Genomic DNA, 21,461 nt, shown 5'->3' with positions numbered 1-21,461 from the left:
GCCACTTTCGACTGTGACCGGCGCGATCCTGCCCGAACCTCGCCCGTTACGGGCAGGATCACGTCCCGGTTTTCATTTATAAATATCTTTGTGCTTTAAACCGGGCGTCGCATCATATTGGCCCCGATGACGCACAAACACCGCCACTTGCACGACCAACGCCTTACCGTGATGTGTGCCGCAAGGTGCCGCCTGACAGGATAATGCCATGAACGCCACAACAGAAAACGCCCTGATCGCCAAGCTGACATCCCTGTGTGACGGCGCCCTTTCCGCCCTGAGCCCGCTTTATGATGCCACGCGCGACGCAGTCAGCGCCGCCATTTGCCCCGATGGCAAACTCGACGCCGGACTGATGGAAAAGCACCAGTTTGCGGCCCACGGCTTTGCGTGGTTTGCCACCTATGTTAACGCACTGCGCCAAATGCGCGCATGGGCCGGGCGGCTGGAACAGCAAGGCAAATTCGGGCGGTTGGAACAACTGATTTTGCAGGCCGCCTTTGGCGAATATCTGGCTCAGATTTCGGGCGGCATTGCCATGTCGCAAGGTGAAATCATTCGCCTTGGCGCCATGGGCACAGCCCCCGAAGACATTGCAAAATTTAACGCCGATATATCGGTGCAAACCCTGATCGCGCAGGGCAATGTCGATGCGGTGCGCCGCGCCATTGCCGATGAGATCAGCGACAGCCTTGCCAGTGGCCAATTTGGCCATAGCGGGCTGGAGGATGACACCCTTGATATGGTGCGCGACCAGTTTCGCCGTTTTGTTGACGAAAAAGTCAGCCCGCACGCCCATGGCTGGCACGAACGCGACGAGTTAATTCCAATTGAAATTGTCAATGAGATGGCCGAACTGGGTGTGTTTGGCCTGACCATTCCCGAAGAATTTGGCGGCCTTGGCATGGGCAAAACCGCCATGTGTGTGGTAACCGAGGAATTATCGCGCGGCTATATCGGGGTGGGATCACTCGGCACGCGGTCCGAAATTGCCGCCGAACTGATCCGCCTTGGCGGAACCGATACGCAAAAGGACCATTACCTGCCCAAGCTGGCATCGGGCGAAATTTTGCCCACCGCTGTCTTTACCGAACCCAATAACGGGTCCGACCTGGCCAATTTGCGCACCCGCGCGGTGAAAGATGGTGATCATTACAGCGTTACAGGCAACAAAACATGGATCACCCATGCCGCCCGGTCTGATTTAATGACATTAATGACGCGCACCAACCCCGATCAGGCAGGGTATCGCGGCCTGTCGATGTTACTGGCCGAAAAACCGCGTGGCACCGATGAAAACCCGTTTCCCGCCAAGGGCATGAGTGGCGGCGAGATCGAGGTTTTGGGTTATCGCGGCATGAAGGAATATGAACTGGGGTTTGATGGTTTTCGTGTACCAACCGAAAACCTGCTGGGTGGAGTGGAAGGCCAGGGTTTTAAACAATTAATGGCAACGTTTGAATCCGCCCGTATCCAGACTGCGGCCCGGGCGGTGGGCGTGGCGCAAAATGCGCTGGAAATTGGCATGCGCTATGCCCAGGACCGCATCCAGTTTGGCAAACCGCTTTATGCCTTTCCGCGTGTGTATGGCAAAATCGCCTGGATGGTGGTTGAAACCATGATTGCCCGCCAGCTGACTTATTTTTCCGCCATCGAAAAAGACCAGGACATTCGCTGTGATATCGAGGCGGGCATGGCGAAATTGCTGGGCGCACGAACGGCATGGTCCAACGCCGATAATGCCCTGCAAATTCATGGCGGCAATGGCTATGCCACCGAATACCAGATCAGCCGGGTGTTATGCGACGCGCGGATTTTGAACATTTTTGAAGGGGCGGCCGAAATACAGGCGCAGGTCGTGACCCGTGGGCTTTTGGGGCGCTAAAATCGCACCCTGATCCCCCCAACCGAACCGGGGCCATCTGGCCCAGCCTTGCGGGTGTCAGCATGCTGGCACCCGTTTTTTTGTATATCAACCTAAAGTACAATATGACATCGCCCCCCATATAGAGATAGGCTTCATGACAACAAAATGAATTATCGGGGAAAAACCCGGTTAATCCAAAGGAGACGTCCCATGGATATTCGCCAGGCAGCCGCAGGGGCTGCTTCGCTGCCCTATGCCAGCGCTGCATTTGATGTCATATCCCCGCACCTTGGCCAGATCGCCAGGGATTTTATCGCCGATTTCGCCGACACCCCACCGCCCGATGCCAGCCAAAAAGCAACCGCAATGGCGCAATACTGGCAGGATTTATTCAGTGCCAGTGGCCCCGAAACCATCAGCCGCGAGCTGGCCCGCAACCCGGTAACGGGCCTGTTTCCCACCGCCAGTACAACCGTGCTGGCAAGTGCATACGAACATGCCCTGTCGACCGCCCTGCGCCATGTGGCGGCAAATATGCGCGGCAACAAGGCCCAATTGTGCGCCGATGCCCTGCGCACCACATTTTGCACCGATATGGGGGCCGTTCTGGGGCAGATGGTCAAAACCGGCCCAACAGGTGCCGATAGCCGCACCACCCGCGAAATACAGGCGATTTCCGAAATTATTGAACGCGAAACCGACAATATGATTTCCGAAGTCGGCTTTCAGGCCGGGCGGATGAATGACGTTTCGCAAATTATGGAAACCGATTCGCGCGAGTTGTCCAAACTGGTGGAACGCATTACCGAAACCACCGCCATTGCCAGCGGCAATGTTGCCACCGTGGCCTCGGCGACCGAGGAATTACAGGCATCAAGCCACGAAATTGCCCAGCGCATTCACCAGACCAGCGATATCGCCGGGCAGGCTGTTGCCCGGGTGGATGAAACCACCGGCACCATGGCCAGCCTGTCAAGCACGGCGGGTGAAATTGGCAAGGTGGTTGATATTGTCAAACGCATTTCCGACCAGACCAAAATGCTGGCACTCAATGCCACCATCGAGGCCGCGCGGGCTGGCGATGCCGGCAAGGGCTTTGCCGTGGTTGCCAACGAGGTTAAAAACCTTGCCACCCAAACCGAAAAAGCCATTTCCGACATCAATGCCCAAATTCAGGCAATCCAGCAGGCAACATCGACCGCAGTTGGCGCGATTGAAGGCATTGGCGGGGCAATTGACGAGGTAAGCCGCCTGTCGAACGATATTTCCGCCTCGGTAGAGCAGCAAACTGCCGCGATCAATGAAATTTCGGGCAGTGCCCAGGAAGTTTCCACCCATATGAAGGGCATTGCCGACAATATCGGGCTGGCGCACAGCAAGGCACAAAATGCGCGGGACACATCGGAAAACCTGCGTGGGCTGGCCACCCATATCCGCCGCGATGTAACGGAAATGGACCAGCGTTTCCGCGCGGTTTTGCGCACAACCGGGTCGGATGCCAATGCCGGTGCCGATGGCACCAGCCAAAACAAACCCCGCCGCCGGGTGCCGATTGCCGTTGATATTGTGGTTGATTTTGGCAAGGGCGAAACCCGGACCGGTGTCACCGCCGACATGTCGACCGCAGGCTTGCTGGCCCGGATTGATGCCAGCGAAAAAGATGCCGGAAAGCCGGTGTCGATTACGCTGGACGGCGACACAAAACTGCATGGCACCTTAAAGGCGGTTTCAAGCCTTGGCGCGCATATCCAGTTTGACCAGCTTACCGCCGAAGCCCACAAGGTGATCGACGAGATGCTGGTCAAAACCCGCACCCATGACGAAAAAATTGCCGAACTGGGCAAACCGCTGGCACAGCAACTGGGCAAACTGTTTGACGATGCGGTGCGACGCGGGGAACTTAAAATCGATGAACTGATGACACCGCGTTATCAGGTGATCGAGGGGACGGACCCCAAACAGTTTACCACCGCGTTTCTAAATTTCACCGACACCCATTTTGCCCCCTTGCAGGAAGGCACCCTGGGCAAGGATGCCCATATTGTGTTTGTCGCAGCAGTTGACCAGAACGGATATTTACCGACCCATAACAAGGTATTTAGCCAACCCCAGCGGCCCAACGACCCGCTTTGGAACACTGGCAATGCCCGCAACCGCCGCATTTTTGACGACCGTGCCGGGCTCATGGCGGCGCGCAACACCAAACCGGTATTGCTGCAAACCTATTTCCGCGACATGGGCGACAAGGTTGTATTTATGAAGGAATGCGATGTGCCGATTATGGTAAGCGGCCAACATTGGGGCAATTTGCGCATCGGCTATCGTGCCTGAGGACGGCGTCATTTGGTAAAAAAGCGCTGCCAAAACCGGCAGGCTGCGCCTTTTAACCACATTTGAAAAAGAAACCGCCATTGGCCTTTGACCATTGGCCACTAGCTATGCGATGCCAAAATCCGCTGCGCAATTTCGGCTTCAAGTTCAGCCGGGTAAGCCCAGAAACCGGGCTTGAACGACAATGCCCCGCCCGATGCCAGCCAGTCAATGCCGCGCAGCAAAATGGCCGAGAACGGATCAAACAGATCCTTGCCTGACCCGCCCATACCCGGTGCCAGATTAAGCAAACTGCCACGGTTAAGCAGATAAACCTGTTTATCGTCGCCGAGATCAAAGCGTTCGATATGGCGGCGCATCCGGGTTTTGGGCAGGGTATCGAGCCAGGCCACATCAATTTCGGTATTGGAATGGCCGACATTGACCAAAACAGCCCCGCGCCGCAGCTGTTTTAACTGCACCTTGCCCAAAATGCCCGAAAGGCCGGTGGCGGTGACAATGATGGCATTGTTTTTAAGCCCGGCTTCAAGGTCAACCACCGCACAGCCATGATGCTGGGCCTCAAGCGCGCGGACCGGGTCGCGTTCGGCCACCGATACCACAGCCCCCAGGTTGCGCGCCCGTTCGGCCACCCCGCGCCCGACCGGGCCAAAGCCGATCACCAGCACGGTGCGGCCATACAACGCCAAGCCGGTAACATTGGAAAATACCGGCCACATTTCCTGCGCCACATGATGGCGATTATGCAGGCGGTCCTTGATCGCAATGTCGTTCCAGTTAAAAACCGGAAAATTCAGCTCCAGCTTTTCAACCCGATGCACCCCGGTTGTGGTGGCTTCCAGCGCCCCGTCAACCTGATGGCCCTTTTTAACAAAGGCCTCGATCAGCTCCCCGCCCATATCGGCAATAATATCGGCCGGTTCATTCGACAGGATATCGATGCTTTGGGCATATTCATCGGGTGTCATGCCGGAAAAAGCATGCACCTCGACGCCGTTTTGCGCCAGATAGGCCGCAGCGGCGTCATCGGTGCTGTCGGGGTTGCACGCGCCAACTTTTACCTTTGCGCCAGCCTGCACAAAAGGCAGCAAAGTGGGAATGGTATCTTCGAGGACATGCTGAAAACTGACAATGGTTTTGCCGTGCAAATCGCGACGGGCAACATATTTGCCATAGGCGGCGGTCACCGGGCAAATCACCTGGCGCCAGGCCAGTGCTTCATCGGTAATGTGCGCGGCCAGTGCGGCGTCCTTGATACGGCTGTTCATGGTGTGGGGCCCATTTAAAGTGTAATCCGACTGCCTTGGTAATCGCTCGGGCCCCGAATGAAAAGCACACAGCACAATTGCCAGGCAAAAAAACGCCCCTGCCTGTGGCCTAACACCACAACACAGGGGCATATCGCCCATTGTGAAAATGCCTGATGGCCGGTCTAGTGTTTGTTGACGCTGAAAATATTGGTCAGCGCCCGGCTCGACAAGCCATAGGTCTGGCGGATTTCCTCGCGGTTCATGCCCTTGCTGAAATCGCCCATGATCAGCGCCCGGCGGATGGATTCCGATACCCCCCACGGGGATGGAATTTCAACATATCCGCTGCTGCTCGACAGGTTCAAAATACGCTCATGCAACTTTTGCGAGATATTTAGATCCATTTTCCGAGCCAGATCGGCGCGATCATTGCGCAGGTAAATCTTGCGTCCACCGTGACAATAGACAAATTCAAGCGCCGCGCGAAAGCCAAAATCCTCGATCAGTTCGGCGACCAGCCATGGCAGTGAAGCCATTACCAATCCTCGGTTTTCTTCGAATAGCTGTTCAAGAGTCGCGAAGGCCACCTGATCATAGATCGGAAAACCTTTAAAGATTTGACGCTCCATCTTCTTGCCTTTGGTTACGGTTTCCATCACCGACACCTTAAAGCCATTTAAAATATTGTCTCAGTGGAATCATACCCGTTATAGGAGTATTTTTTTTAGCCTACTTCTGTCGGCGAGCAAAACGCTCAGCCAAAAACAAAACAGCAGGAGACCAAAATGGATTTTACCCTCACCCTTAACGTTGATCCCGCCGACCTGAACATCATCAACGGCGCACAACAGAAAATCGCCCTTGCCAAGCCGGTGGGCAATTCTTCGGTCAGTGTGATCTGGGTGGCCTTTGACCCGTTTGAAAGCAATTCCATTCAGTGGTCGGAAGAATACTGGATTTACGCCTCGACGGCCTCGACTGGCAAAAACGGCGAAAAAATCACCAAATTGTCGGAAGTTCAGCCCGGCCCGGCCATGACCGGCTCCATCTACACCTTCAGCGACAGCGCCACCTTTGGCCAGCCGGTTAAAAGTGCGGATGTCGGGTCGGGCACCTTTGCCGCACAGAACGACATGTCTTACGGCAAATATCCCTGCCTGACCTTTGGCGTCTCGCAGACCGCCCAGGTCAACCAGCAGATCCAGGAACGCAAGCCGATTTCGGCCAATTCGGTTCTGGCCACCCAGCAGATCCAGGTAACGCCGTACACCGACGTCTATATCTGGCTTGAAGGCCATTTCGAAAGCTCGACCATCATCACCGATGTGACCGGCAAACAGTCGGTTGCCAAGTTCGGTGGCGGGGTGAACGAAATTGCCATGACCTATGACGGCAAAAGCGGCCTGTTCCACCAATAAGGGCAGCGCATAACCTGGCCTTCACAGCATACGGGGGCACGGCACATGCCCCCGTATCGCAAGAACAAGGAAAACAGACATGCGAAACCGGCTTCGCCTGACCCTGCACTTTCTGCTGGCTTTTATCGGTGCCATGGCACTGGCCCAAACCGCGTCAGCCGCCGTTAATTGCAACAATCTGGCCCGAATTGTGACGGTCGATCACATCGACATCAACCAGCGCCATATCTTTTGCGGTGAAATTGGCCGTTATGGCGCGGTGGGTTTTCATGCCCAGCCGGGCGGTCAAACACCTGGCACCATCACATTTGATGGCTACAGCCATGCCCTTGTGGTTTCGCAATGGCAGGGCGGGCACTGGCAAAGCAACGGCATTTATGAACTGGATAATTTCCTGATCAGCGATGGTCACGACCAGTTCAACAAAGCCAAATCGACCATGTTTCCCGACCACTGCAGCAAGGATGATGTCCTTGTCGCCATCGCCTATGCTGCACAGCACAACAACATGTCGGGGCCTTCCTGTGTGACAACACAGGGAAGCCAGTTTGAACTGACCCTGTACTGGCTTCACGATAATACCGGCTGGTATGTCAACACCGCCTATCCCCGGACATAACCCCGATACCGGCCGTTAAATACCGGCCTTAAGATCCCCACGAGCAAACAAAAAAAGACGGAAGTCAGCGCCTTCTCCCTGGGCGCTGGCTTTCTTTTTTTGTGCACCTGCACTTTTGCCAGTACCCGAGCAGCCTTCCCCATACAAAACACGCAAAACCCGGTGTTTTTGCCAAAATTGCCGCTGGCAGGCGGGTCAAACCGGCTTTTTTTTCACAATCATTACAGCAAAACTTGCCCTGACCGGCAGATTGACGCAGCATACCGGCCCTGATCCATAATGGAGCGGTTGTACCATATGCAATTGCCCCAAAGACGATCAGGCACCTTGCTGAAACATGGCGCCAGATTACATATCAGGCGGGTTCGAACGGAGACGACACATGGCTGCGTTTTTGCAAATCGGTGTTTTGCTGGCGATGGCGGCGGTTGGCATCATTTTAGTGCTGGGCATCATTACCATGGCCCGCGGCAAAAGTGCGCGGACATCCAACAAACTGATGCAGTGGCGCATTGTCGCGCAGGCCGGGGCCATTTTGTTATTGCTGATTTTATCTGTCATGGCGATGGGCCACCGCTAGGCTAGCGCGCCAAACAAACACAGGCCCGGATCAATACCATTGCGGATGATACCGGGCAATTACGAAACCAAACAGGAAACGAACGCGCACAACATGGTTCAGCTGACACGCATTTACACCAAATCGGGCGACAAGGGCAAAACCGCCCTTGGTAACGGCAAACGGGTTGCCAAAAGCGACATTCGCGTTGCCGCCTATGGCACGGTGGATGAAACAAATGCCGTAATCGGTGTTGCCCGATTACACAGCGCCGATGCGCCCGACATCGATGCCATGCTGGCGCGCATTCAAAACGACCTGTTTGATCTGGGCGCGGATTTATGCACCCCCGGCGATGGCACCAATGACGCAGGCGAATACCCGGCCCTGCGCATTGTTGAAAGCCAGGTTACCCGGTTAGAACATGAAATTGACGCCATTAATGCCGATTTAAACCCGTTAAAATCCTTTATCCTGCCCGGCGGCACCGCATTGGCCGCGCAACTGCATGTGGCGCGCACGGTTTCGCGCCGCGCCGAACGGCTGATGGTTGAACTGGCCGCGCAGGAAAACATCAACCCGCAGGCCATACGCTATATCAACCGCCTGTCGGACCATATGTTTGTGCTGTCGCGCCACGCCAATAATGGCGGCAAGGACGATATTTTGTGGCAACCGGGCCAAACCCGCGATGCGACAGACAGCCAAAAGAAATAGCGTTTCTTCGGGGTAAGAAGGTGGATAAGCCATTGGGCTCAACCCACCTTGCCAAAGCACCTTGCCAGCAGCCCCGAAAATATTGTTTTTGGTTCGAAAGAACCAAATTTTCGGTAAAGAAGTTATCGTTAACGTTAACCTCTTTACGTAAATTGACAAGCCTGCATGTGCCGATTATTGTGCATTGCAGGGAAAACAGTAACACCGGGTGTATCAAGCCGTTAAAAGGGTGATGCACCCATTGGTTAGACAACAAAAACGAACAGGTCTGTCATGAAGGTTCTTGTCGCCGTTAAGCGCGTTGTGGATTACAACGTCAAGATCCGAGTCAAACAGGACCAGTCAGGCGTTGAATTAAACAACGTCAAGATGTCCATGAATCCGTTTGACGAAATCGCCGTTGAAGAAGCCGTCCGCCTGAAGGAAGCCGGCAGCGCCACCGAAGTGGTCGCCGTATCCCTTGGGGTGAAACAGTCGCAGGAAACCCTGCGCACGGCCCTTGCCATGGGTGCGGATCGCGCCATTCTGGTTGAAAGCGACGATGAATTGCAGCCGCTGGCGGTTGCCAAGCTGCTAAAGGAAGTGGTCGCCAAAGAAGCCCCGGATCTGGTTATTCTGGGCAAACAGGCGATTGATGATGATGCCAACCAGACCGGCCAGATGCTCGCCGCCTTACTGGGGTGGCCGCAGGGCACGTTTGCATCCAAAATCGTGATTGCCGATGGCAAAATGGATGTGACCCGCGAAGTTGATGGCGGCCTTGAGACCATCAAGCTGGACCTTCCCGCCATTGTCACCACCGACTTGCGCTTGAACGAGCCGCGTTATGCGTCGCTTCCCAATATCATGAAGGCCAAGAAAAAGCCGCTTGATACCCTGTCGCCTGCCGATCTGGGGGTGGATACCACACCGCGCTTGAAAACCCTGAAAGTGACCGAACCGGCATCGCGCAAGGCGGGCATCAAGGTTGCCGATGTGGCCGAACTGGTCGACAAGCTTCGTAACGAAGCCAAAGTAATTTAAGCAGGGGCAGGTCATATGAGCATTCTAGTTATTGCCGAACACGACAATACCGAATTAAAGGGCGCGACCCTTTGCACCATCGCCGCTGCCAAAAAAATTGGCGGTGATATTACTGTTCTGGTTGCCGGTGAAAACTGTGCTGCCGTTGCCGATGCGGCCGCCAAGGCCGACGGCGTTGCCAGGGTTTTGCTGGCTGATAATGCGGTTTACGGCCATGCACTGGCTGAAAACCTGGCCGGTCTGGTCATCGAACTGGCAGACGATTACAGCCATATTCTGGCGGCATCTTCGACCACGGGCAAAAACTTTATGCCCCGCGTTGCCGCCCTTAAGGATGTCGCGCAAATATCGGAAATTGTCGACGTTGAAAGTGCCGATACTTTCGTGCGCCCGATTTATGCCGGTAACGCCCTTGCCACGGTTCAATCGTCCGACAGCTTAAAACTGATTACGGTCCGCACCACCGGCTTTGATCCGGTCGCGGGCGACGGCGGTTCGGCCAGTGTCGAAAGCATTTCAATTGCATCGGATTTTGGTAAATCCAGCTTTGTCGGTCAGGAACTGACCGAGTCGGAACGCCCGGAACTGGCTGCAGCCTCGATTGTGATCTCGGGCGGGCGCGGCATGGGGTCGGGTGAAAACTTTCATCTGATCGAACCGATTGCCGACAAACTGGGTGCAGCCATTGGCGCATCGCGCGCCGCAGTTGATGCGGGCTACGCCCCGAACGACTGGCAGGTGGGGCAAACCGGCAAAGTTGTTGCACCGCAGCTATACATTGCGGTAGGCATTTCAGGTGCTATCCAGCACCTTGCCGGCATGAAGGACAGTAAGGTCATTGTTGCGATCAACAAGGACGAAGACGCACCGATCTTTTCGGTTGCCGATTACGGACTTGTTGCGGACCTGTTCGAGGCCCTTCCCGCATTGGCGAGTGAACTCGACAAATAGTCAGATCCTTTTTGGATAGGGATTAAGTGGGGAAACATGGCTTCATTGGATGATATCAAGACAATCGGCGTGATCGGTGCCGGTCAGATGGGCAACGGGATTGCCCATGTGATCGCACTGGCCGGTTATGACGTCCGTCTTCTTGACGTATCAGAACAGGCGCTTGAAAAAGCACTGGTTCAGATTGGCAAGAACCTGGACCGCCAGCTTAAGAAAGACATGATTTCGCAAGCGGAAAAAGACGCCGCCCTGGCCCATATTACCACCGGGGTGGAATACACGTTTTTGTCCGACTGCAACCTCGTGATCGAAGCGGCGACAGAAAACGAAGAAGTCAAAAAGCAGATCTTCAAGTCGTTGTGTCCGGTTCTGGGCGAAGAAGCCATTATTGCGACCAACACGTCGTCCATTTCGGTGACACGTCTGGCATCCTATACCGACCGCCCGTCAAAGTTCATGGGCATGCATTTCATGAACCCGGTGCCGTTGATGAAACTGGTCGAGTTGATCCGTGGCATTGCCACCGATGAAACGACCTATCGCATCATTCATGAATTGACGAAAAAACTGGGCAAAGACACGGCAAGCGCCGAAGATTTCCCGGCCTTTATCGTTAATCGCATCTTGCTGCCCATGATCAACGAAGCGGTCTATACCCTGTATGAGGGTGTGGGCAATGTGCAGTCGATCGATACCGCATTGCGGTTGGGGGCCAATCATCCGATGGGCCCGTTGCAACTGGCCGATTTTATTGGTCTCGATACCTGCCTGTCGATCATGCATGTTTTACATGATGGCCTGGCCGATACCAAATATCGCCCGTGCCCGCTTTTGGTAAAATATGTCGAAGCCGGCTGGCTTGGCCGCAAGGTTGGTCGTGGTTTTTACGACTATTCCGGCGACGAACCGGTCCCGACCCGCTAACACCGGTCAGGATCGAGAACACAGTTTTCGCAAGCTCGATTATCAAGGCCATCGCCCCCGGGCGGTGGCCTTTTTCGGTTTTAGCCCAACCTTTGATAGCAGGCACAAAAAATTCGCAATCAAATTGGTTGATATTGCGCCGTGAATTTGTACTCCTGTAGGGAATAAAATTAACGGGAGGCGTTGCGATGTTTATGGGAATCGATGTTGGCACCTCGGCGGTGAAAGCCCTGCTGATGGATGACACATCCACAATTGTCGCCGAAGCCGATATTGCCCTGTCGCTTAGCAACCCGCACCCGTATTGGAGCGAACAAAACCCCGCCGACTGGTGGGAAGCCACCCTGCAGGCGATTGACCTGATCATGGCCGACAATGCCAGCGCCCTGGCACAGGTCCGCGCCATAGGCCTTTCGGGGCAAATGCATGGTGCTGTGGTGCTGGGCGCGGATGATACGCCGCTGCGCCCCGCCATTTTATGGAATGATGGCCGCGCCAAGGCCGAATGCGACGAACTTGAAGCCGCCCTGCCCGGCCTGGCCCTGCGCGCTGGTGTGGTCGCCATGCCCGGCATGACCGCCCCCAAAATCATGTGGCTGCGCAAACACGAACCCGATGTGTTTGAGGCAGTTCGCACCATCTTGCTGCCCAAGGATTATATCCGCCTGCATTTATGCGGTGAAAAGGCCACCGAAATGTCCGACGCCGCCGGGACACTGTGGCTGGACGAGGAAACACGCGCCTGGAACCCCGATGCCATTGCCGCCACCGGCCTTAATGCTGACCAGTTACCGCCCCTGTTTGAGGGAAGCGATGCCACCGGCACGCTGCGCCCCGAACTGGCCGCGCGCTGGGGCATGGGCAAAAATGTGGTGATTGCGGGCGGCGGCGGCGACGCGGCCACCGGGGGCATAGGTGCCGGTGCCGTCACCCATGGCGACGGGTTTATTTCGCTGGGCACATCGTCGCAGCTTTTTGTCGCATCCGACCGCTATCGCCCGAAACCGGAATTACTGTTGCACAGCTTTGCCCATGCGGTGCCTGATCGCTGGTTTCAAATGGCGGTTTTGTTAAACGGGGCCAGTTGCCTGGCGTGGGTGGCAAAAATGCTGGGTGAAACCAACATTGCCGACCTGTTGGCACGGACTGAAGCGCAACATAAAAAACCGTCTGATTTGATGTTTCTGCCCTATCTTAGCGGCGAACGCACCCCGCATAACAACCCCTATGCGCGCGGGGTGTTTTTTGGTCTGGGCACCAACACCACCCGCGATCATATGGTGCAGGCGGTGCTTGAAGGCGTTGCCTTTGCCCTGGCCGATGCGCAATCGTGCCTGCATGCCGCCGGAACGCATTGCGCATTACCCGGCGTTATTGGCGGCGGCGCGCGCAGCCTGTATTGGACGCAAATGATCGCCGATATCATGGGCACCCCGCTGGCACGTTATCAGGGCGGGGCCAAAGGCCCGGCCTTTGGCGCGGCACGGCTGGCGCGGCTGGCAGTTAAGGATGGCACCATCGCGGATGTTTGCACGCCCCCGGTCATCGAAAATGTTTTAAAACCCGATGCCCACCGCCACGAACAATATCTGCCCCGCATGGCAAAGTTCCGCCGCCTTTATGATGCGCTGGCCGACGAATTTCAGGATCGCTAGCGTCGTATCATATCCGTATCAGGTCAGGATCAGGACACAAACACACAGTCCCGATCAGGCCGATGCCGGGGTAATGCCGGTTTTGGCATCGTCGAGCGATCCCAAACCAAGGCGCTTGCGGCCCGCGGCCAGTATGTCGTCGGAAAATTGCGGATCATCGGCGATGCGGGCCATAATAACCGAGCCGATCAGGGTGGCGACATTGGCGATTGCCGTCTCGCGGTCATTGGCTGCATCCGCATCCGCATTACCAACAATTCCGGGCTGAGTATTTTCATCGCCGGATTTCGGCAGGGCCATTTGCGCGACAAAATGGCGCAAATTTTGCGTTAAATCATTCCGCAAACGAGCATTGCCGCGCGCAAGCTCGGTGCCAAGCGACGAGAACACGCAAGAGTGATCAACATCGTCGCGATGCGGGCGGCTGAGATACAAATCGGAAAAATCCAGTGCCGACATACAGCCATCGACCAGCAGGTCATTTGGCATTCCCAAGGATGCCTGAACCAGATCATCCTTTGATTTGAAATGGTTATAAAATCCGCCGTGGGTCATTCCGGCGGCCTTCATCACGTCATTTACCGAAACCCCGGAAATACCATGTTGCCGAAACAGGCAGGCTGCAGCCGCCAGAATGCGGCGGCGATTGGCGTCTACCTGGCTTTGCGACAGCTTCATGAAAACCTCCTGTTGACTCTAATGATGTTACTTATCATCATAAGGAAATATACATGAACATGCAAGGGCGATGCCCTGCCAAAAATCCGGAGAATTCCCTATGTCGCAGTTTCATAAAAGCACCGTTGCCATTACCGGTGCGTCCACCGGCATTGGTGCCACCTATGCCGACCGCTTTGCCAAACGCGGCCATGATTTGCTGATTATTGCCCGCAACGAACAACGCCTTAATGCCCTGGCGGCACGCCTGCGGGCCGAAACCGGGGTGAAGGTTGATATTCTTGTTGCCGATTTGACCGATGCTGCCGACCTTGCAAAGGTTGAAGACCAGCTTGCCAGCTTGCCCAACCTTGGCATTCTGGTAAACAATGCCGGCATGGCCGCCCATGGCGGTTTCAGGGACGCCACATCGGCAGAAATCCGCAATCTGATTACATTAAATGTCACGGCCCTAAGCCAGCTTAGCGCTGCGGTTATTCCGCGTTTTGTTGAAAATAAAGCCGGGGCAATTATTAATATCGGGTCTGTCGTCGGGCTGGCCCCGGAATTACCGCTGGGCTATTACGGCGCAACCAAATCCTTTGTTATCGCCCTGTCACAGGCAATGAATATTGAACTGGCCGCAACCGGTGTGCATGTTCAGGCCGTGTTGCCCGCCGCCACCCGTACCGAAATTTGGGAACGTTCAGGTCGCAATGTTAACGACCTTGATGGCGTGATGGATGTGGACGACCTGGTTGATGCCGCCCTTGCCGGGTTTGACAAAGGCGAAACCATCACCATTCCGCCCCTGCATGACGAAAATTTGTGGCAAACCCTTGAAGATGCGCGCAAAGCAATGCTGCCGCACTTGATTAACGGGCAGGCAGCGCCGCGTTATCAGGCGTAAATCCATCCCCGCCCTGTGATAAAACCAGCACCGGTCCCATATTGCCTGCCATTACACATGATGGGCAACAAGGGGCCGGTGCTGACAATTCATATGTAAACCGCTTTGCCCGGCTTATTGGCCCGCGCGCAACAGGCACGCGATACCAGGCACCAATCAGTCGTTTGTCAGGTCGGTGAAATACTTGATAACCGCCGGGTCGGCCCACGATGCCACCCCTTCGACATAGCCGATCACGGTGCCATCTTTGCCAATTAAAATACTGGTCGGCAGGCCGCGCACCTTGAACGAGCGCGCAAGCACCCCTTTGGGGTCAAGGGCGACATCAAGGTTATGAATTTTGTTTTCATCGAAAAACGCCTGCACGTCCTTGGCCCCGCCGCGATCCTGGCTAACCGCAATCACCCGGAAACGCTTGTCGGTCATCTTGTCAGACAGATCATTCAAATCGGGCATTTCGCGCACGCACGGCGCACACCATGTCGCCCACAAATTCACCAGCAAAACCGTGCCCTGAAAATCTTTCAAATCATGGATATTGCCGTTTTCGTCGCTAAATGCGGTTTTATCGGGCAATGGGCCCGCATGTGTGGCGGTATCAAGTTTGGAAAGTTGATCAGGGACAGCCACATTGGCAAAGGCAGGGCTTGCATAAATGGCGGATATGGCGACAATCACGCCAAGTTTTACATATTGAAGCAGCGGCTTCACAACTGACACCTTTCAGACCAAAGCGAAAACAACATGACCGATCAGACATCAGCCAACCCGAAAAACGCCAACGCCTTGTGGGGCGGTCGCTTTGAAGCAGGCCCTTCCGCGATTATGGAAGAAATCAATGCCTCGATCGGATTCGATAAACGCCTTTATGCCCAGGACATTCAGGGATCAAAGGCCCATTGCGCCATGTTGGTCAAACAAAACATTATTCCCGCCGAGGATGGCGAGAAAATCATCGAAGGTCTAGAGCGCATTCTTCAAGAAATCGAGAGCGGGAAATTTACCTTTTCCAGCGCCCTTGAAGATATCCATATGAATGTCGAAAGCCGCCTGCGCGAGCTGATCGGCCCGGCAGCTGGCCGCCTGCATACCGGCCGGTCGCGTAACGACCAGGTTGCCACCGATTTTAAATTGTGGGTCCGCGATGTTGCGCTAAACGACCTTGAGGCCGGTCTGAGCGGGTTGCAGGAAGCCCTGATCGGTCAGGCGGAAAAAAACATTGATACCGTGATGCCGGGCTTTACCCATTTGCAAGCCGCCCAGCCGGTGACATTCGGCCATCATATGCTGGCTTATGTTGAAATGTTTGGTCGCGACCGGTCGCGCGTCGCCGATTGCAAGGTCCGTATGAACGAAAACCCGCTGGGGTCGGCCGCCCTTGCCGGTACGCCCTACCCGATTGACCGGCATTTAACCGCCGCAACATTGGGGTTTGACCGCCCGGCGGCCAATTCGCTAGATGCCGTGTCGGATCGCGATTTTGCGCTGGAATATTTAAACACAGCCTCCATCACCGCCATGCATTTGTCGCGTCTGGCCGAAGAAATGGTGATCTGGTGTTCGGCCCAGTTCAAATTTATCGGCATGTCCGATAAATTCTCTACCGGGTCGTCGATCATGCCGCAAAAGCGCAACCCCGATGCTGCCGAGCTGATCCGCTCGAAAATTGGCCGGATTGTCGGGTGTTATAATTCGCTGATGCTGTCGATGAAGGGATTGCCGCTGGCCTATTCCAAGGACATGCAGGAAGACAAGGAACCGGTATTTTTCGCCCATGACCATTTGGGTCTGTGCGTTGCCGCCATGACCGGCATGGTTGCCGATATGAAGGTATTTGCCGATAATATGCGCAAGGCCGCCGGGGCCGGTTACACCACCGCAACCGACCTTGCCGACTGGCTGGTATCCGAACTGGGCATGCCGTTTCGCGATGCCCACCATGTGGTTGGGGCCACGGTTAAACTGGCCGAAACCAAAGGCTGCGATCTGGACCAGTTGCCGCTGGAAGACTTGCAGAAAATCGAGCCGAAAATTACCGATGCTGTGTTTAAAGTGCTGACCGTCGATGCATCGGTTGCGGCGCGCAAAAGTTTTGGTGGCACATCCCCCGAACGGGTGCGCGAAGCCGTTGCCAGTGCCAAGGAAAGGTTTTTGAAATGACGCATAAAACCCCGACTTTTTCGCGCCTTGGCGCGCGTACGCTGCTATTGGCCCTTGCCATCACCATGGGCCTGTCGGTCGCTGCATGTGGCAAAAAAGGCCCGCTTGAACCGCCAACGGAAGCTGGCAAAGATTACCCCCGGAGCTATCCCAGCCAATGAACCACTTTGAATATATCGATGGCGTATTAAGCGCCGAAGGCGTTTCGATCCCGGAACTGGCTGAAAAAGTCGGCACCCCGTTTTATTGCTATTCAACCGCAACGCTGGAACGCCATTACAAGGTTTATGCCGGTGCGTTTGACGGGCTGGATGCCACGGTGTGTTATGCGCTAAAGGCCAATTCAAACCAGGCGGTGATCAAGACCCTTGCCAAATTGGGGGCCGGGGCCGATGTGGTGTCGGTTGGGGAAATGCGCCGGGCATTGCAGGCGGGCATTGCCCCGTCGAAAATTATTTTTTCGGGCGTGGGCAAGGCCGATGCCGAAATGCGCGAAGCACTGGATGCCGACATTGCGCAAATCAATGTCGAATCAATCCCTGAACTGGTCGAATTAAACCGTGTTGCGTTGGATATGGGCAAAAAAGCCCGCATTGCATTGCGCATCAACCCGCATGTCGATGCCAAAACGCATGAGAAAATTGCCACCGGCAAGGCCGAAAACAAATTTGGCATCGACTGGACACGCGCGATCGAGGTTTACCGCGATGCCGCCCAAATGGATGGCATCGAAATTACCGGTATTGCCATGCATATCGGATCGCAGCTGACCGATCTGACCCCGTTTCGCGAGGCCTTCACCCGCCTGGCAGGGCTGGTCGAGGAACTGCGCACCCATGGCATTGAGGTTAAAAATCTGGACCTTGGCGGCGGGCTTGGCATTGCCTATCAAGGCGAAACCCCGCCCCTGCCTGCGGCCTATGGCCAGATGGTGCGTGAAACGGTGGGGCATCTGGGCTGCCACATCACGCTCGAACCGGGCCGTTTGATTGTTGGCAATGCCGGTATTCTCGTTTCGCGCGTTATGTATATTAAAGACGGCGAAGCCAAACGTTTTGTCATCCTTGATGCCGCGATGAACGATTTGATCCGCCCGACATTGTACAATGCCTATCACGAAATCATTGCCGTTGATGAAGCAGGCGTTGATGACAAAATGGCGACTGTCGATGTGGTGGGCCCGGTATGTGAAACCGGCGATACCTTTGGCAAAGACCGCAAATTGCCCGATAATTTGCAACCCGGTGACCTGGTGGCGATTTGCTCTGCCGGGGCTTATGGCGCGGTGATGTCATCGACCTATAACACCCGTGCGCTAACGCCGGAGGTTCTGGTCAGCGGCGATAAATTCGCCATTATCCGCGAACGCCCATCGATTGATGATCTGATCGCACTCGACAAGGTTCCGGGCTGGCTGGACTGATTGCGTCCCGCGAATATGCCTCGTCATCCGCACTTTTCGCGGTTGAAACGTTTAAAGGGTCGCGCGTGCCGCGGCCCTTTTTTGCATCCGATCACGCGGTCTTTGCTTGACCTTAAATATTGCGCGCCCAAACTGGGCCTAGTATCCACCACAGGGCCGCTTGCGTGAATATGTTACTCACATCAGCCCGGCTGGAACGTCGGTTAAAAATTGCACGTCTGATTTTGATGTGGGAACGGGTATGGCCACGCCTGATACCCGTAGTGTCGATTATTGCCACCACCCTTGGCCTTGCCCTGACCGGTATTCTTGGTCAACTACCGCCTGTGATCCATATTGGCATTCTTGCCCTGGCCTGTATCGGCCTTGGGGTTTGCGGCTTTTTTGCCTGCCGGGCGTTAAAATCGCCAACCCGGCGCCAAGTCATGGCGCGGATGGAGGCCGAAAACAGCCTGCATCACACCCCGCTTCAAAGCCGGACCGACGATATCGCCCCGACCGACGATGCCCTGACAGCATTTTTATGGCACCGCCAGCTTGACATCAACGACACGCAAATTGGCGATTTGCACCTGCCACGCCCCGGGCCCGTGCTGGCGAAATATGACCCGTTCGGCTTAACGATCATTCCCTTATTGCTGCTGTTTATCGGTATTCTGGCGTCTTATGGCAAATATGGCGACCGCCTTGCCACCGCCCTTGACCCGATCAACCGGTTGGGCGGGGCGGCCTTTGCGACCAGTTTGTGGGTTACGCCGCCCGCCTATACCGGCAAAATCCCCCGCGTGATCAACCCGGAGCGCGACTGGACCATTTCCTATTTCACGGCCAATGAACACAATGGTCGCACAATCGCCCGCAGCCCCGCCACATGGAACAATACCCCGCCCATGGCGGCCCTTTCGGGCGGGAATGACGCTGGATTAACCCTGAACCCGCAAGATGATGGCAGCGCAGCACCGCTAACAAACCCTGATCGACATGTGAACACGCCAACCGGCGATGCCCACCCCGTTCGTTTGCGCGTGCCCGCCGGAACGGTTTTGGCCGGCAGCATTACCAGCACCTGGAAACCAGCGCTGATCGCCCCGGATGGCCGCGAACGCCCGCTTGGCGAGCGCGATAACAACACCTATGCGCTGTCAACCCTGCTCGACCAGCCCGGCGAATGGAACATGACCGTGTGGGGATCAAGCCGGTTAACCCTGCAGGTCGACATTATTGCCGATATGCCACCGGCTTTGGCTTTTACCGCCCCGCCCACCGCCACCAAGCGCGACCATGTGCGCCTTGATTACGTCGCCAATGACGATTATGGCATTCGCAGCCTTAACCTTGTGATCAGCCCGCGGCTGGAAGCCACGCCCGCGGCGGTTTATGGCAAAACCGACAATATTGTTATTCATCTGGCCGGACCGGGTGAAACACCTGCCCCCGCCAATAATAGCCCCCTTTCCGGGCCCAGCGACCGCTACCCGGCGCGCAAGGGTGAGGCGAACAGCAATGATGGCTCTGGCGGCACTGGCGGTGCGTCGCCCACGGTCAATGATTTGCACGGGCCTTATTTTTTAAATCTGGTGGCGCATGCGTGGGCGGGGTTACCGGTTAATTTGCAACTGGTCGCCACCGATAATTACGGCCAGACCGGCAAAAGCGAAATACAGTCGCTGGTTCTGCCCGAACGGGAATTTACCCATCCGGTGGCCCGCAAGCTGATTGATATTCGCAAGTTTTTGCTGCGCTATCCCGACCGCGCCCGCGAATTGCGCGATAATTTGTATCCGGTTTTAAACTCGCCCCAGGCCTATGGCGGCGATATTGGCGTGTTTTTGGCCCTGTCGGTGGCAACGGCACGATTATCAGCCCATCTGGACGACATCGCCTATCACCACAATGTTGGCGATCTTTTGTGGCACATCGCCGAGGAAATCGAGCGCGGCCATTACGGTTTGGCCGAACGCAACCTGATCGAGGCCGAAGAAAAACTGCTTGATGCCCTGTCGAACCCCGACATCAGCGAACAGGAAATTTCCGACCTGATCGAACGGTATCGTCAGGCGCTAAACGAATATATGTCGGCACTGGCGCAAAAAGACACGCCCGACCATCCCGGCCATCGCGCGCAAGGCAAACTGATTGAACAACAGGATTTGTCGCGTGTTATCGACCAGATCGGGGCCTTGATGCGCTCTGGTGCGCGCAACGAAGCCCGCAACCTGATCGATCAGTTGCGCCAGCTGGTGGAAAACATGCAGGTCAGCACCGATGGCAAGGGGCAGGAAATTACCGGCCCGCTGCGCCAGATGCTCGATGGCATGCGCGACCTTGCGCGTCGCCAGCAGGAATTGATGGACCAGGGCGATAGCCGCAGCAATGACGGCCCCAACAGCCGCGACCGCGCTCAGGCCCAGCAACAATTGTCCGACGATGCCAATTCTTTAACCCGCGACCCGGGATTTGAACGGTTTGGCCAAAGCAGTGGCCTGCAAAGCACGGTTGATGCCATGAAACGGGCCGCCGAGGCCTTAACCCATGGGCGCCAGCACGAGGGCCTGCAAGAACAGCAAAAAGCCCTGCAAAGCCTGCGCGAGGGGATTGGTGCGCTTGGTCAGGCGCTTGAAGGGCTCAGCAAAATGATGCCGATGCTTGATGAACTGGGCCAGCCCGGACAGCGCGACCCGCTGGGACGCCCGGTGGACGGCGAAAATGGCACCAGCATTCCCGATGCCGACACCCTGAACCAGACATGGCGGATTTTGCAGGAATTGCGCCGCCGCTCCAGCGAACCGGAGCGACCGGCCATCGAACATGATTATATCGACCGGCTGCTAAAACGGTTTTGATCCGGTCCTCAATGCCGGTTTCCCCGCTTTGGCGATGTGTTCTCTTACCGGTCATGGCTTAGCCGTCATCTCCTGCCCACCTGTCGCATAATAATGCCCATCACAGTAAGCAGCCCCCTCCCGGCGCGCCTTCCCTGGCCGCCGTCGCCGCCAT

Annotated in this window: 19 protein-coding genes; 15 read left to right on the top strand and 4 right to left on the bottom strand. The window is 55.8% G+C overall.

Going from position 1 to position 21,461, the window contains the following annotated elements; translation table 11 throughout:
* Positions 1-208: 208 nt before the first annotated feature.
* Positions 209-1,885 carry an acyl-CoA dehydrogenase family protein gene (locus TMES_RS03540; protein WP_085579418.1) on the top strand — a complete coding sequence of 559 codons (1,677 nt, stop codon included), beginning with the start codon at positions 209-211 and terminating at the stop codon, positions 1,883-1,885.
* A 192-nt stretch (positions 1,886-2,077) separates the two neighbouring features.
* Complete coding sequence (locus TMES_RS03535; protein ID WP_085579416.1) at positions 2,078-4,198, top strand: methyl-accepting chemotaxis protein; 2,121 nt, start codon at positions 2,078-2,080, stop codon at positions 4,196-4,198.
* A 101-nt stretch (positions 4,199-4,299) separates the two neighbouring features.
* Here TMES_RS03535 and TMES_RS03530 read toward each other — a convergent pair whose 3' ends face one another.
* Both TMES_RS03530 and TMES_RS03525 read right to left on the bottom strand, forming a co-directional pair.
* Entirely contained in the window at positions 4,300-5,466 is a 1,167-nt protein-coding gene (locus TMES_RS03530; protein ID WP_085579414.1) for an adenosylhomocysteinase, read from the bottom strand.
* A gap of 164 nt (positions 5,467-5,630) precedes the next feature.
* Entirely contained in the window at positions 5,631-5,984 is a 354-nt protein-coding gene (locus TMES_RS03525) for a hypothetical protein (RefSeq protein WP_143589514.1), read from the bottom strand.
* A gap of 249 nt (positions 5,985-6,233) precedes the next feature.
* Here TMES_RS03525 and TMES_RS03520 point away from each other — a divergent pair, with 249 nt between their 5' ends.
* The 8 genes from TMES_RS03520 (at position 6,234) to xylB (ending at position 13,314) form a co-directional block, all read left to right on the top strand.
* The gene (locus TMES_RS03520; protein ID WP_085579411.1) at positions 6,234-6,866 is read left to right on the top strand and encodes a hypothetical protein; all 633 of its coding nucleotides are present in this window, start codon (positions 6,234-6,236) and stop codon (positions 6,864-6,866) included.
* A 79-nt stretch (positions 6,867-6,945) separates the two neighbouring features.
* Positions 6,946-7,485: an EndoU domain-containing protein gene (locus TMES_RS03515; protein ID WP_085579409.1), complete on the top strand. Its 540-nt coding sequence runs from the start codon at positions 6,946-6,948 to the stop codon at positions 7,483-7,485.
* A gap of 382 nt (positions 7,486-7,867) precedes the next feature.
* Positions 7,868-8,065, top strand: a complete 198-nt coding sequence (locus tag TMES_RS03510) for a twin transmembrane helix small protein (protein ID WP_085579407.1) — start codon at positions 7,868-7,870, stop codon at positions 8,063-8,065.
* Positions 8,066-8,158: 93 nt separating this feature from the next.
* On the top strand, positions 8,159-8,761 hold the full coding sequence (locus TMES_RS03505; RefSeq protein WP_085579868.1) for a cob(I)yrinic acid a,c-diamide adenosyltransferase: 603 nt from the start codon (positions 8,159-8,161) through the stop codon (positions 8,759-8,761).
* Positions 8,762-9,034: 273 nt separating this feature from the next.
* The gene (locus tag TMES_RS03500) at positions 9,035-9,784 is read left to right on the top strand and encodes an electron transfer flavoprotein subunit beta/FixA family protein (RefSeq protein ID WP_085579405.1); all 750 of its coding nucleotides are present in this window, start codon (positions 9,035-9,037) and stop codon (positions 9,782-9,784) included.
* A 15-nt stretch (positions 9,785-9,799) separates the two neighbouring features.
* Positions 9,800-10,735 carry an electron transfer flavoprotein subunit alpha/FixB family protein gene (locus tag TMES_RS03495; protein ID WP_085579403.1) on the top strand — a complete coding sequence of 312 codons (936 nt, stop codon included), beginning with the start codon at positions 9,800-9,802 and terminating at the stop codon, positions 10,733-10,735.
* A 36-nt stretch (positions 10,736-10,771) separates the two neighbouring features.
* The gene (locus TMES_RS03490) at positions 10,772-11,659 is read left to right on the top strand and encodes a 3-hydroxybutyryl-CoA dehydrogenase (RefSeq protein WP_085579401.1); all 888 of its coding nucleotides are present in this window, start codon (positions 10,772-10,774) and stop codon (positions 11,657-11,659) included.
* A gap of 188 nt (positions 11,660-11,847) precedes the next feature.
* Positions 11,848-13,314 carry a xylulokinase gene (xylB, locus tag TMES_RS03485; RefSeq protein WP_085579399.1) on the top strand — a complete coding sequence of 489 codons (1,467 nt, stop codon included), beginning with the start codon at positions 11,848-11,850 and terminating at the stop codon, positions 13,312-13,314.
* A gap of 54 nt (positions 13,315-13,368) precedes the next feature.
* Here xylB and TMES_RS03480 read toward each other — a convergent pair whose 3' ends face one another.
* Positions 13,369-13,992 carry a TetR/AcrR family transcriptional regulator gene (locus TMES_RS03480; protein ID WP_085579397.1) on the bottom strand — a complete coding sequence of 208 codons (624 nt, stop codon included), beginning with the start codon at positions 13,990-13,992 and terminating at the stop codon, positions 13,369-13,371.
* A 100-nt stretch (positions 13,993-14,092) separates the two neighbouring features.
* Between TMES_RS03480 and TMES_RS03475 the strand changes: the two genes are divergently transcribed.
* On the top strand, positions 14,093-14,881 hold the full coding sequence (locus TMES_RS03475) for an SDR family NAD(P)-dependent oxidoreductase (RefSeq protein ID WP_085579395.1): 789 nt from the start codon (positions 14,093-14,095) through the stop codon (positions 14,879-14,881).
* Positions 14,882-15,037: 156 nt separating this feature from the next.
* On the opposite strand, the gene TMES_RS03470 is transcribed toward TMES_RS03475, so the two are convergent.
* A complete protein-coding gene (locus TMES_RS03470; protein WP_085579394.1) occupies positions 15,038-15,592 on the bottom strand; it encodes a TlpA disulfide reductase family protein in 555 nt (184 codons plus the stop codon).
* 33 nt (positions 15,593-15,625) lie between these two features.
* On the opposite strand from TMES_RS03470, the gene argH reads away from it, so the two are divergent.
* The 4 genes from argH to TMES_RS03455 all read left to right on the top strand — a co-directional run bounded on the left by argH (position 15,626) and on the right by TMES_RS03455 (position 21,307).
* Positions 15,626-17,041 (top strand): argininosuccinate lyase, encoded by a 1,416-nt coding sequence (gene argH / locus TMES_RS03465; RefSeq protein WP_085579392.1) that lies wholly within the window; start codon positions 15,626-15,628, stop codon positions 17,039-17,041.
* Complete coding sequence (gene lptM, locus TMES_RS22900; protein WP_169718824.1) at positions 17,038-17,202, top strand: LPS translocon maturation chaperone LptM; 165 nt, start codon at positions 17,038-17,040, stop codon at positions 17,200-17,202. Before argH ends, lptM begins: the two co-directional genes overlap by 4 nt.
* Positions 17,199-18,464, top strand: a complete 1,266-nt coding sequence (gene lysA / locus TMES_RS03460) for a diaminopimelate decarboxylase (protein WP_085579390.1) — start codon at positions 17,199-17,201, stop codon at positions 18,462-18,464. The genes lptM and lysA overlap by 4 nt, the downstream gene beginning before the upstream one ends.
* Positions 18,465-18,634: 170 nt before the next feature.
* The gene (locus TMES_RS03455; protein ID WP_245835206.1) at positions 18,635-21,307 is read left to right on the top strand and encodes a DUF4175 domain-containing protein; all 2,673 of its coding nucleotides are present in this window, start codon (positions 18,635-18,637) and stop codon (positions 21,305-21,307) included.
* Positions 21,308-21,461 lie beyond the last annotated feature (154 nt).

It is taken from the genome of Thalassospira mesophila, assembly GCF_002115755.1.
Lineage (GTDB): Bacteria > Pseudomonadota > Alphaproteobacteria > Rhodospirillales > Thalassospiraceae > Thalassospira > Thalassospira mesophila.
This window is presented reverse-complemented; position numbering and strand designations above follow the sequence as displayed.